Annotated in this window: 11 protein-coding genes; 5 read left to right on the top strand and 6 right to left on the bottom strand. The window is 54.4% G+C overall.

All coding sequences use genetic code 11. The features are described from left to right. Positions 1 to 7: 7 nt before the first annotated feature. Together rmuC and udp are read right to left on the bottom strand one after the other, a co-directional pair. On the bottom strand, positions 8 to 1,507 hold the full coding sequence (gene rmuC / locus NXS97_RS12320; protein ID WP_116220142.1) for a DNA recombination protein RmuC: 1,500 nt from the start codon (positions 1,505 to 1,507) through the stop codon (positions 8 to 10). Between the two features lie 155 nt (positions 1,508 to 1,662). Beyond that, complete coding sequence (udp, locus tag NXS97_RS12325; protein WP_014606979.1) at positions 1,663 to 2,424, bottom strand: uridine phosphorylase; 762 nt, start codon at positions 2,422 to 2,424, stop codon at positions 1,663 to 1,665. A 303-nt stretch (positions 2,425 to 2,727) separates the two neighbouring features. Here udp and NXS97_RS12330 point away from each other — a divergent pair, with 303 nt between their 5' ends. Further along, on the top strand, positions 2,728 to 3,564 hold the full coding sequence (locus tag NXS97_RS12330) for a dienelactone hydrolase family protein (RefSeq protein WP_013024092.1): 837 nt from the start codon (positions 2,728 to 2,730) through the stop codon (positions 3,562 to 3,564). Between the two features lie 63 nt (positions 3,565 to 3,627). On the opposite strand, the gene metE is transcribed toward NXS97_RS12330, so the two are convergent. Then, positions 3,628 to 5,898, bottom strand: coding sequence for a 5-methyltetrahydropteroyltriglutamate--homocysteine S-methyltransferase (metE, locus tag NXS97_RS12335; protein ID WP_116220143.1), 2,271 nt, complete (start codon positions 5,896 to 5,898; stop codon positions 3,628 to 3,630). Positions 5,899 to 6,036: 138 nt separating this feature from the next. On the opposite strand from metE, the gene metR reads away from it, so the two are divergent. Beyond that, positions 6,037 to 6,966, top strand: coding sequence for an HTH-type transcriptional regulator MetR (metR, locus tag NXS97_RS12340; protein ID WP_022623771.1), 930 nt, complete (start codon positions 6,037 to 6,039; stop codon positions 6,964 to 6,966). A 72-nt stretch (positions 6,967 to 7,038) separates the two neighbouring features. Continuing rightward, positions 7,039 to 7,518 carry a DUF1456 family protein gene (locus tag NXS97_RS12345; RefSeq protein WP_013024089.1) on the top strand — a complete coding sequence of 160 codons (480 nt, stop codon included), beginning with the start codon at positions 7,039 to 7,041 and terminating at the stop codon, positions 7,516 to 7,518. 145 nt (positions 7,519 to 7,663) lie between these two features. Here NXS97_RS12345 and NXS97_RS12350 read toward each other — a convergent pair whose 3' ends face one another. Continuing rightward, the gene (locus NXS97_RS12350; protein ID WP_013024088.1) at positions 7,664 to 8,524 is read right to left on the bottom strand and encodes a carboxylate/amino acid/amine transporter; all 861 of its coding nucleotides are present in this window, start codon (positions 8,522 to 8,524) and stop codon (positions 7,664 to 7,666) included. 351 nt (positions 8,525 to 8,875) lie between these two features. Here NXS97_RS12350 and glpT point away from each other — a divergent pair, with 351 nt between their 5' ends. Further along, a complete protein-coding gene (gene glpT / locus NXS97_RS12355; protein ID WP_013024087.1) occupies positions 8,876 to 10,216 on the top strand; it encodes a glycerol-3-phosphate transporter in 1,341 nt (446 codons plus the stop codon). A 40-nt stretch (positions 10,217 to 10,256) separates the two neighbouring features. Here the strand turns inward: glpT and yigL are convergent, their stop codons facing one another. Both yigL and pldB read right to left on the bottom strand, forming a co-directional pair. Then, complete coding sequence (gene yigL, locus NXS97_RS12360; RefSeq protein WP_013024086.1) at positions 10,257 to 11,057, bottom strand: sugar/pyridoxal phosphate phosphatase YigL; 801 nt, start codon at positions 11,055 to 11,057, stop codon at positions 10,257 to 10,259. Positions 11,058 to 11,111: 54 nt separating this feature from the next. Further along, positions 11,112 to 12,104: a lysophospholipase L2 gene (pldB, locus tag NXS97_RS12365; RefSeq protein ID WP_014595021.1), complete on the bottom strand. Its 993-nt coding sequence runs from the start codon at positions 12,102 to 12,104 to the stop codon at positions 11,112 to 11,114. Between the two features lie 114 nt (positions 12,105 to 12,218). Between pldB and rhtB the strand changes: the two genes are divergently transcribed. Further along, a complete protein-coding gene (gene rhtB / locus NXS97_RS12370; protein WP_013024084.1) occupies positions 12,219 to 12,842 on the top strand; it encodes a homoserine/homoserine lactone efflux protein in 624 nt (207 codons plus the stop codon). Positions 12,843 to 12,857: the final 15 nt, after the last annotated feature.

Raw genomic sequence — 12,857 nt, forward strand, 5'->3', positions numbered from 1 at the left:
GACCTTCTTATTCGCGGAGGTGCCGAACCCGCTCATGACTTTCGTCTGCGTTGTCCTTGTCATTTTGCTCACTGTCGTGCTCATTCTCAGGCATAGCTTGTTCAACCAGGTGCGGGTTAATGGCGCGTTTGACTTCTACACCCAGATCGCGAAAACCTTCAGCCTGGGCGATAAGGTTGCCGCGCCCCTCTGCCAGTTTCTTCATCGCCTCGCGATAGCTGTTCTGCGCCTTATCAAGGCTGTGACCAATCCCGCTCATATCGTCTACAAACAGCCGCATTTTGTCATACAGTCTGGAGGCCCGCTCTGCAATGCGCTGTGCATTACGACTCTGGTGCTCATAGCGCCAGAGATTATTAATCGTCCGCAGCGCCACCAGCAGCGTAGTCGGGCTGACCAGCATGATGTTCTGCTGCAGAGCTTCACTGATGAGTTCGGGCTGACGATCGATAGCCAACAGGAAGGCCGGCTCAACAGGAATAAACATCAACACATAATCCAGCGAGCGTAAACCGGGCAATTGTTGATAATCTTTGCGGCCCAGCAGGCGAATGTGCCCGCGCATGGCGCTGACATGTTCCTGAATAGCCTGCTCGCGTTCCACATCGTCATCGGCATTAAAATAACGCTCGTAGGCCACCAGCGTCATTTTAGCGTCGATAACCACATCTTTTCCCTGTGGCAGGCGAACAATCACATCCGGCTGCATCCGGCTTTGCTGTTCATTCTGCATGCTGACCTGAATGTCGTACTCATAGCCTTCACGCAGCCCAGAAGCTTCCAGCACCCGGCTCAGTACCACTTCGCCCCAGTTGCCCTGAATTTTATTGTCGCCTTTGAGCGCCTTCGTGAGGTTAAGCGCCTCCTGAGCCATCTGGGCATTTAACTGCTGCAGCTGACGAATCTCGTGAGTGAGCGTGTGGCGCTCACGGGCTTCGGCACCGAAGCTTTCATTCACCTGGCGGCGAAACCCGTCAAGCTGCTCCCGGAGCGGCCCTATCAGGCTGTTAAGACTTTGACGATTCTGCTCATCAACCCGACGTCCACTGTTTTCAAAAATACGGTTGGCCAGATTTTCAAACTGCGCGCTGAGTCGCTGCTCGCTGTTTGTCAGCAGTCGCTGTTTTTCTTCTGCTGCAAAGCGGGTTTCTTCCAGACGAATCGTGACCTCGCGCAGCTCTGCTTCCTGCGCGCTGTTCACTTCGAGCTGATTACGAAATTCACGGGTGAGTTGTTCGCTCTCGTTGCGCCAGTAGTCGAGCTGTTGCAGGCGCTCATTAGCCCCGCTTAACGCGCCATGAAGCTGTCTCAGCTCCTGTTCACGCTGCTGCACCTGTTGCTGGAGCTGGTCGATATGCAGCTGCTGACGCTGTTGTCCCTCTTTTAGCAGGCGACGTTCTGTAGAAAAGCTGGCCAGCTGATGGCCGACCCGCATTTGCGCCAGTATCCAGCCCACACCAAGGCCGGCAAGCGCCAGGCAGATGTAGATAATGATGTGCTGATCCATATTTTCCCCGCTGGTCAGGCTAATGAAGGAAAAGGTAAATTCGCACTGTATGAATGTCCAGATATATTTGCTGGCGTTGGAAGAGGCGACGCAAAGGCTTGTGAGTGGCAGGACAGACAGGCCCGATCACGGGCCTGTCTGTTAAAACAGGGGAATTACAGTAAACGGCGCGCGGCTTCCACCACGATTTTCACCGCGTCGCTTTCCGTCTGCTTCATCGTGACGGCATCCGGAATCTCTTTTTGGGTGCGGTTGACGATAACGCCCGCTACCATCCCGGCTCTCAGCCCCTGGCTGGCACACATGGTTAACAGGGTCGCCGACTCCATCTCGTAGTTCAACACGCCCATCTGCTGCCACTCCTGCATAGAGCCCTGGAAGCTTTTTACGACACGGCCTGAAAAGGTATCGTATCGTTCCTGACCCGGGTAAAAGGTGTCAGAAGAGGCCGTAATACCGATATGGGTTTTAGCACCACAGGCTTCCGCCGCCGCGACTAATGCCGTCGTACAGGTAAAGTCCGCCACTGCCGGAAACGCCATGGGAGCGAAATGCAGGCTGGCACCGTCCAGGCGCACTGATGCTGTGGTGACCAAAACATCGCCGACGTTGATATGGGGCTGAATCGCCCCAGTGGTTCCCACGCGCAGGAACGTACGCACGCCAAGCTGTGCCAGTTCCTCAACGGCAATCGATGTAGAAGGTCCGCCAATACCTGTCGAACACACAACAACCGGTTTGCCATCCAGCTTCGCCAGCCAGGTGGTGAACTCGCGATGGGAAGCAAGATGCTGTGCATCTTCCATCAGTCCGGCAATCTTTTTCACGCGCTCTGGATCGCCAGGAACAATGGCCAGCGTTGCCCCCTGCAGGTCAGCTTTAGTCAGGCCAAGATGGAATACGTCAGACTGTGTCATATCAGACTCCGGGTTAAGGAAAATTTTTACGCCACTTTACGTCACCGGGCGAGGTAAATATGTGACTAAATTCACTTAAGAAAATGAAAGTTACATTCTCAAAGAAAAATAAGGTGATTTAGATCACACATCCATCTCTCGCCTTGCGTATTGCTACATATGGTGATGTGGGAGCTATCGCGGGAATGTTAAAGAGAAGTGTAATTTTATTGGTTAACAGCTCTGTTACTCAATGCCCGGTACCTGTCATGGGTGGCCAGGCTATAGTTACGTGATTGCGCCTATGCTTGCACGGAGAGAACGATGAAAACCGAAGATAATATGACACAAAAATCAGCTGCAGGCGCGTTTGCTCCGGCAGTTCAGCCCACAGCAGCGACCACCATTATTACCGACAGCGCCAACATCCATGCGGGGGAAACCTCCATTCCGAGCCAGGGTGAAAACCTGCCGGCGTTTTATGCGAAGCCGCAGTCAGCAGAAGGTCCGTTGCCGGTCGTGCTGGTGGTACAGGAAATTTTTGGCGTTCACGAACATATTCGCGACATTTGCCGTCGGCTGGCGCTGGAGGGCTATCTGGCCGTCGCGCCAGAACTGTACTTCCGTGAAGGCGATCCCAACGATTACAACGACATCCCTACCCTGTTCAAAGAGCTGGTCAGTAAAGTGCCCGACAGCCAGGTGCTGGCAGATCTCGATCACGCGGCGAACTGGGCTGCCCGTAACGGGGGAGATATTCGCCGCATGGGGATTACCGGTTTCTGCTGGGGCGGACGCATCAGCTGGCTTTATGCCGCGCACAACCCGCAACTGCGCGCCGCCGTAGCCTGGTATGGTCGCCTGGTGGGTGAAAAAACCATGAAGCAGCAAAAACATCCTATCGATATCGCCGTTGATCTAAACGCGCCCGTGCTGGGGTTGTATGGAGGTCAGGATGACGGCATTCCGCTGGAGAGCGTCGAGCAGATGCGCCAGGCACTGCACGCGGCCAATGCCAAAGCTGAGATCATTGTTTATCCCGAGGCCGGACATGCTTTTAACGCCGACTATCGTCCAAGCTATCACGCCGAATCGGCCACCGATGGCTGGGCGCGCATGTTAGCCTGGTTTGCGCAATACGGCGTTGCCCCCGCGAAGTGACTGAAAAAAGGGGCGCTCAGGCGCCCCAACATACTGACAACGTATTGACACAACACCAGGAAATCAGGCGGTTTCGCCCCGCAGGTTTCTTGCCGCTTTGACCATGTTAGCCAGCGCCTGTCGGGTTTCGCGCCAGCCGCGGGTTTTCAGGCCGCAGTCCGGATTCACCCACAGACGTTCCTCAGGGATACGCTGTGCGGCCTTGCGTAACAGATTTTCTATCCACTCGACGTCGGGTACATTGGGGGAGTGAATATCGTACACGCCGGGCCCGATTTCATTCGGATACTCAAATGCGTTGAATGCATCCAGCAAATCCATATCGGAACGTGAGGTTTCGATGGTAATCACATCCGCATCCAGTGCCGCAATGGATGCCATAATGTCGTTAAACTCGCAGTAACACATATGCGTGTGAATCTGCGTCTCGTCTTTCGCGACAGCGGCGGTTAACCGAAACGCCCCCACGGCCCAGCGCAGATAATCTGCCCAGTCGGATTGATGCAGCGGCAATCCTTCACGCAGTGCGGGCTCATCAATCTGAATAATGCCAATGCCGGCGTGTTCCAGATCCGCAACTTCATCCCGCAGCGCCAGTGCAATCTGTTTGGCGATTGTTTCACGTGATACATCCTCCCGCGGGAATGACCAACAGAGAATGGTCACCGGGCCGGTCAACATACCTTTTACCGGCTTGTCAGTCAGGGACTGCGCATAGGTTGCCCACGCCACGGTAATGGCTTCAGGACGGCTGACATCACCAATAATGACCGGCGGTTTAACACAACGTGAACCGTAGCTTTGTACCCAACCATTTTGTGTAAAGACGAAGCCGTCCAGGTTCTCGCCAAAGTATTCCACCATATCGTTGCGTTCCGCCTCGCCGTGAACCAGCACGTCCAGTCCCAAACGCTCCTGCTCAGCTATCGCCTGCTTAATGTGTTCCGCGATACCGGTACGGTAATGCGCGCGATCAATCGCGCCTTTTTTGAAGTCGAGTCGTAATCCACGAATTTCAGTGGTCTGCGGGAAGGAACCGATGGTGGTGGTTGGCCAGGCGGGCAGGTTGAAACGCTGACGTTGTGTGCTGGCACGCCCGGCGTAAGGGCTGGCACGTTCGGTGTCTTTGGCCTGAACATTTGTCAGACGCAGTGCGACAGCCGCGTTGTGGACGCGGCGGGAATGCGCACGTGCCTGAACCGGTGCGCTCCATTCCTTCAGCGATGCGGGATCGTTGCGGCGAAGCGCCGTACTCAGTAGCGACAGCTCATCACATTTTTGCAAGGCAAAGGCAAACCAGCTTTTCACCTCCTCGTCCAGACGGGTTTCCACACTCAGATCAATGGGGCTGTGCAGCAACGAGCATGACGTGCCAATCCACAGGTGTTCACGTGAGGCGATCAGCGGCTGCAGGCGCTCAAACCAACGGCTGAGATCGGCACGCCAGACGTTGCGGCCATTGATCACGCCGACAGATAACACCCAGTCTGCGGGCAGTTGTTGGTTCACCTGCCGGATATCATCTTGCCCCTGCACCAGATCCACATGCAGGCCCTGCACTGGCAACGTGCGGATAATATCCAGATTCTGGCCGATACTGTCGAAGTAGGTGGTCAGCAGCAGGTTGACCTGCCCGTTTAACGCAGCGTAAGCCACTTTGAAGGCCTCGCGCCATTCCTGTGGCAGTTCCAGCGCCAGGACGGGTTCATCAATCTGTACCCACTCAACGCCGCGCGCGTTCAGTTCGGTCAGGACCCGCTGGTAAACGGGCAGAATATCGTTCAGTAGTGACAGACGATTAAAGGGTTCTCCTTTTACCTTACCCAGCCAGAGGTAGGTTAACGGTCCTGACAACACAGGCTTAACGTTATGACCCAGCGCCAGCGCCTCGTCCACTTCATCCAGCAGTTGGGTCCAGGTTAAAGAAAACGACTGACCTTGCGTGAATTCTGGCACGATGTAGTGATAGTTCGTGTTGAACCATTTTGTCATTTCTGCCGCCGCGGCTGGCTCACCCGTCGGTGCACGCCCCCGGCCCAGGCGGAACAGCGTATCCAGATCAATCGATCCGTCCTGATTTCGATGGCGAGCAGGCACGTTGCCCAGCATCAGGCTGGTCGTCAGAATATGATCGTACCAGGCAAAATCGCCCACCGGCACTTTATCGACGCCAGCCGCTTTTTGTTGTTGCCAGTGGCGCGCACGCAGTTCGCGACCCACCGCCTGTAATTCTTCCTGCGTGCTGTTGCCAGCCCAGTAGCTTTCAAGTGCTTTTTTCAGCTCGCGACGCAGACCAATACGTGGAAAACCGAGAGTATGATTTAAGATAGTCATTCACTATTCTCCAGAAAGTCTTCGGCTTTGGCGGGTCGCCAAAGATGTTTAGCCGTCCAGATGTTTACACCGCTATATTCTGCGGGTACTGTATGTCGCTCAAGCGCAAATTATTCAGCTTCGATGTGAAGGACTCTCATGATCGAATTCAAACACCTCCGGACGCTTCAGGCTCTGCAGAATACGGGCTCGCTGGCTGCTGCTGCGGCTCAGCTTCATCAGACACAGTCGGCGTTATCACATCAGTTCAGCGATCTGGAACAGCGGCTGGGATTTCGTTTGTTTGTTCGTAAAAGTCAGCCACTGCGTTTTACCCCGCAGGGCGAAATTTTATTGCAGCTGGCAGAGCAGATACTGCCGCAAATTCAGCAGGCGCTTCAGGCCTGCCACGAACCGCATCAGACCACGCTGCGCGTCGCGATCGAATGCCACAGTTGCATTCAGTGGCTGACACCGGCTTTAGATAAGTTTCGTCAGAGCTGGCCCCAGGTGATGATGGATTTTAAATCGGGCGTAACCTTTGATCCGCAGCCCGCGCTGCAGCAGGGCGAACTGGATATTGTATTGACGTCGGATATCCTGCCGCGCTCAGGCTTGTTCTATTCACCTATGTTTGATTTCGAAGTCCGCCTGGTGCTGGCGCCAGATCACCCTCTGGCGCAGGTTGAACACATTTCACCTGAAGACCTGGCGGATGAAGTGCTAATGATTTATCCGGTACAGCGCCAGCGCCTGGATATCTGGCGCCACTTTCTGCAACCTGCGGGGATCAGTCCGGCGCTCAAGAATGTCGATAACACGCTGCTGATGATTCAAATGGTCTCGGCGCGCATGGGGATTGCTGCGCTGCCGCACTGGGTCGTCGAAAGTTTTGAAAAACAGGGCCTGGTGATCACCAAAACGCTGGGCGAAGGGTTATGGAGTCGTCTTTACGCCGCTGTACGCGACGGTGAACAGCGCCAGCCGGTACTGGAAGCGTTTATGCGTTTTGCCCGTCAGCATGCCTGCGAGCATCTGCCCTTTGTCAGGGACGCCGCGCATCCTGCGAAGGTTTTATCGCGTGAGTGACAAAGCTGCGCGATAGCAGGCAAAATCCCCTATAATGCGCAGCCTGTCGATTTACCATGAGAAGATCTCACCATGACTAACAACGATATTCTGCGCAGCGTGCGCTATATGCTCGATCTGAACGATGCCAAAATGGTGGCGATTTTTGCGCTGGCTGAATGTGAAGTGGCTCAGGCGGACATCACCAGTTGGCTGAAGAAAGATGAGGATGCGGCGTTTCGACCCTGCCCCGATGTGGTGATGGGATATTTTCTTAACGGTTTAATTTTTCATCGCCGCGGAAAAAGTGAAGACGCGCCTGCGCCCTCCATCGAGCGCAAGATGAACAACAATATCTTTATGAAAAAGCTGCGCATCGCGTTTGATTTGAAAACTACCGACATTCCTGACGTGCTGAAAAAAGCCAACTTTACGGTCTCTCAGGCTGAGATTGGCGCAATCTTCCGCAAACCGGATCATAAAAACTACCGCGAGTGCGGTGACCAGATTCTGCGTAATTTTCTTAAAGGGCTGACGATGATTCATCGCCCCGCCACAGGTAAACCCGCTTAATCAGAAACGCCCTGACCGGAAGCAGCTCGCCTGTCATGCGGTCTGCTTCCGGTCAGGCTCAGGGGCGTTCACAGCCTGTTTCCAGCCCAGATGCACTGCATTCCTCTCCCGCTACGGTTTACTCGCTGGCAAGGCCCGCCCCGGACTATCTTGCGCTGTTGCCTACCACCCAGCGCTTATGGACCCACAGCGACGCCATAATCACGATGGCTCCTGCGATAAAGCTTGGCCAGTGCGGTTTTTGCTGCCATATCGCCAGGTTCACCAATAAGCCGGCCGGAACGTGCATGTTATTCATAATGCCCAACGTGCCGGCATCGACCTGCGTCGCGCCGTAGTTCCACATAAAGTAGCCCAGCCCCGAAGCCGCGACGCCCAGCCAGACCAGAATGCCCCATTGCAGCGTCGTGGTAGGCAATTTATGGGGATTGCCCCAGGCTGCCCAGGCAACGATCGCAATCAGAACCGCGCCCAGATAAAACCATGAAAACGCCGTATGTTGCGGCATTGGACGGGTTTCCTGCAAACGTTTGTAGCCCACCATCCCCGCCGCGAAGCAGATATTCGCCAACTGGACCAGCAGCAGACCAAACCAGAAGTTATCGCTGACTTTGTCATAACGAATGATTGCCGCGCCAGCAACGGCCAGCAGCGCACTGAAAATGTAGCCCACGCGCAGGGGCCTTCGGCTTATCAGGTCGTAGATTAAGGTGACATACAGCGGCGTCATCACGGTGAACAGCAGGAATTCTGACACGCTCAGATACAGATAGGCTTCAAAACTCAGCAAATACATAATGCCCAGCTGCAACATCCCTACCAGCATATAGAGCAAGAGCGTCGAAGGCCGATAGCCGCGCCAGCGCAGGAACGGCAGAAACACAATGGCGGCCAGCGCCAGGCGCATCAGCACTGAAAACCAGCTGTCCACTTGCCCGGCAAGGTATTCACCGATCAGGCTAAAGGAGAATGCCCACAGAATGGTAGTAACAATCAATAAAAGCACGGTAACAACCCCGAAATAAACAGAGCGTCAGTGTAAACAATGTCCTGAATCAGAGCTGCATTATCTGGTTGACATCTGGTTATTTACCAGGCGATCAGGCAACAATCCCTCACCCCGACTTTTATCCGCTCAGGAGAGCATGCCTGAGGTTAAAAATGGGCGAAAAAGCGCATCTGCCTGGCATTTTCGCGCCTTACTGTAATAAAACTGTAACAAATTTGTCATTCATCACAGTAACCCAGTCCGCCTCTGTCTATTCTCTGCGCGAAATGGTGCATTGCGAGCACCCTTTTTTCTTTCGACCCAACCTGCTGGGAATCAAAACCATAATGCGCCCGGAGGGCCACCCTAATGTTAAGTATTTTTAAACCTGCACCACACCAGCCTCAGGTGGCAGAGGATCGTATCGATCCACTCTACCGCCGCCTGCGTTGGCAAATCTTTATCGGTATTTTCTTTGGCTATGCGGCTTACTACCTCGTCAGAAAGAATTTTGCCCTGGCCATGCCTTATCTGGTTGAACAGGGTTTCTCACGAGGCGATCTGGGGTTTGCGCTTTCCGGTATCTCCATCGCTTACGGCTTTTCCAAGTTTATTATGGGCTCGGTGTCCGACCGCTCTAATCCACGGGTCTTTTTACCCGCAGGATTGATCCTGGCCGCTTTCGTGATGCTGTTCATGGGGTTTGTTCCCTGGGCAACCTCCAGCATCATGGTGATGTTTGTGCTGTTGTTTATTTGTGGCTGGTTTCAGGGAATGGGCTGGCCACCCTGCGGACGCACTATGGTGCACTGGTGGTCGCAAAAGGAACGCGGCGGCATTGTCTCGGTGTGGAACTGTGCCCATAACGTCGGCGGCGGCATTCCTCCCCTGCTGTTTCTGCTGGGAATGGCCTGGTTTAACGACTGGAAGGCGGCCCTTTATATGCCGGCCTTTGGCGCCATTGTCATTGCCATCCTGGCCTTTGCCCTGATGCGGGATACGCCGCAGTCCTGCGGTCTGCCGCCCATCGAGGCCTACAAAAACGATTATCCGGCTGACTACAACGAAAGCCATGAAGAAGAGTTCACGGCGAAACAAATCTTCATGAAGTATGTTCTGCCGAATAAATTACTTTGGTATATCGCCCTGGCAAACGTGTTTGTTTATCTGCTGCGTTACGGCATTCTGGACTGGTCACCGACTTACCTCAAAGAGGTGAAACACTTCACGCTGGATAAGTCGTCCTGGGCTTACTTCTTCTATGAGTATGCGGGGATCCCTGGCACGCTACTGTGCGGCTGGATGTCCGATAAGGTGTTTCGCGGAAACCGTGGCGCGACGGGCGTGTTCTTTATGACGCTGGTGACCATCGCAACGGTGGTTTACTGGTTAAATCCGCCGGGTCATCCCGGTGTGGACATGGCCTGTATGATTATTATTGGCTTCCTGATCTACGGGCCGGTGATGCTGATAGGACTCCACGCGCTGGAGCTGGCGCCGAAAAAAGCCGCCGGGACGGCCGCGGGCTTTACCGGGCTGTTCGGTTATCTGGGAGGATCGGTTGCAGCCAGCGCCATTGTGGGTTACACGGTGGACTATTTTGGCTGGGATGGCGGATTTTTAGTCATGATTGTGGGCTGTGTGCTGGCAGTGATTTTGTTGCTGCTCACTATGGTCAGCGAGCATAAACACAAGCAAAAACTGGCCTAGCCGTCAGAAGGCCGGTTAACCGGCCTTCTGCTCAGGCGCACTACGATAAATACAACTTTCTGAGCGTCGCCGGCACGGCATCCTCAACATTGCTGCCAATCACTTCCAGCTCTGGCAGGGTATCTTTCAGGCGCTGGTGCGCATTAGCCATAATGCAGCCCTTGCCCGCCATACTCAGCATTTCGACGTCGTTCATACCATCACCAAAGGCAATACAGTCTTTCAGCGTAAAGCCTAACTGTTTTGCCACAGATTCGAGCGCGTGGCCTTTTGAGACGCCGCCCGCCATCACTTCCAGACAGGTGGGCAGTGAAAAACTGACGTTGACCCTGTCTCCCCAACGCGCTTCAATCGCCAGCTCCATTGGAATAAGGTGTTCAGGCTCTTCGCAGGTGAAAAAGACTTTGCTGATGCCGTCAGTGGGCAATATGCCCGGTTCATAAACCTGATAATGAAAATCAGATTCGCGAAAATAATCTTTCTCTGCCGGACTGCAGCGGCTGACAAACCACTCATCGTCACGATAAACATGGGTCAGCACTTCCGGATGATGGTACTGCAGGCCGAACAGGTCCTGGGCGATATCCCAATCCAGGTTATGGCTAAAAATCAGTTCGCCGGCTGGATTATGCACGCGGGCACCGTTTGACGTAATCATATACGCCGGAATCCCCAGCTTGTCGCGCATTTGTCCAACATCAATGTGATGGCGGCCCGTGGCGAAAATAAAGTGAATGCCTTTTGCCACCAGCTGCTGCAACGTTTCTCGGGCATCAGGCGTGAGGCGGTGTTCGGGAGAGAGCAGTGTGCCGTCCAGGTCGGACACAACAATGTGGTACATGAAAACCTCGGGTATCTGTGTCGGTTGGCCGTAGCCGGTAATGTAAACGGATAACTAGTGATGCGATAAAAAGAAATCGACGATCCCATTCAATGCTTCGGCACGCATGCTGTCTTTTTCAAACAGAATCTCGTGGCGTGCACCTTTAATAACCTGGGGCTTATCGCCCTCACAGGGATGACCGGCTGCCGCCATGGCGGCGCAAAACAGATCTTGTGAGCGGTTATCCACCACGCTGTCTTCGCTTGCCTGAAGCAGCAATAGCGGCGTCGTTATCTTATCAACCTGACTGAATATGTTGCGTCCGGCATGAATGCCTTCCCGTACCCAGTGATAGGTGGGACCGCCAACACGAATCGCCGGGTCGTCCGCATAAAAACGCAGGCTGCGACGATAACGTTCATGACTGTGCGTCAGACGGTTAATGCCAAAGGGATGAGCCCGCCAGCGCCCCGTGCCTAATGCATAGCCATCGCGAACGGCAGGTCGTTTCTCTGCCCAATCGAGGATCTTATGCGCCAGAAAAGAGGGTAACGGCAGCGCGATGCCAAACATCGGCGCAACCAGAGCCGCAGCGTGAAACGCGCCAGGCTGACGCGCCAGGAACAGGGCCAGAATTGCGCCCCCCATTGAATGCGCCAACGCATAACGTTGTTGATAATGACGGCTCACAATCTCTTTCAGATAGAGCGTTTCAAGGTCATCGACATAGTGGGAAAACTCCACCACATGTCCAAGATGCGAATCATCCAGCAGCCGATCGGATCGCCCCTGACCACGGTGATCGAGCACGATCACATCGAACCCACAGTGAAACAGATCGTAGGCCAGCTCGGGATATTTAACATAGCTCTCAATGCGCCCGGGAACGATTACAATCACGCGCTTGTGTTGCGGTGAAATGAACCGAACGTAACGTAAGGTCAGATTCTCAACACCGGTAAATTCACACTCTTCACGGCTGTGCCAGAAATCAAGCAGTGGGCCGGTCGCGAAGGCAGCGAAGGCCTTTTCGCGTTGCAGCCAGCTTGCTCTGTGTTGCTTCATCCGCCCTCCTGATTGCCGGAAAAAAAGAGTCTGAACGGCCGCATGATGTCCATAGCCCTGCGCAGCATTCTGGCGTATTGTGTCACACTTCAGACGTGACAGGGAGTACAACCCATGACCATCGAATGGTGGCTGACTTATCTTCTTACCACCACAATTCTTAGCCTTTCACCCGGCTCTGGTGCCATTAACACCATGAGCACGGGCATCAGCCACGGTTATCGTGGTGCGGTCGCGTCTATTTCAGGCCTGCAGGTTGGTCTTGCCCTGCATATCGCCCTGGTGGGGATCGGTCTTGGGGCGCTTTTTTCCCAGTCGCTGCTGGCGTTTGAGATTTTAAAGTGGGCCGGTGCAGGCTATCTGGTCTGGTTGGGCATCCAACAGTGGCGCACTGCGGGCGCGATTGACCTCAACGCTATGTCGAAAGCCATGCCGCGTCGTCGCCTGTTCAAGCGGGCAGTAATGGTGAACCTGACGAATCCCAAAAGCATTGTGTTTCTGGCGGCGCTGTTTCCCCAGTTTATCCTGCCTCACCAGCCGCTGATGCTGCAGTATCTGGTGCTGGGCGTCACAACCGTTCTGGTGGATATCATCGTCATGATTGGCTATGCCACATTAGCCACGCGCATTGCAGGATGGATCAAAGGGCCCAGGCAGATGAAGCTAATGAACCGCATTTTCGGCGGCTTATTCATCGCGATTGGGGGACTGCTGGCCAGCGCCAGACGTATCGCCTGAACCGGCGGAGGCTGC

The organism is Pantoea sp. B623, assembly GCF_024814475.1.
In the GTDB taxonomy this organism is placed as follows: domain Bacteria; phylum Pseudomonadota; class Gammaproteobacteria; order Enterobacterales; family Enterobacteriaceae; genus Pantoea; species Pantoea ananatis.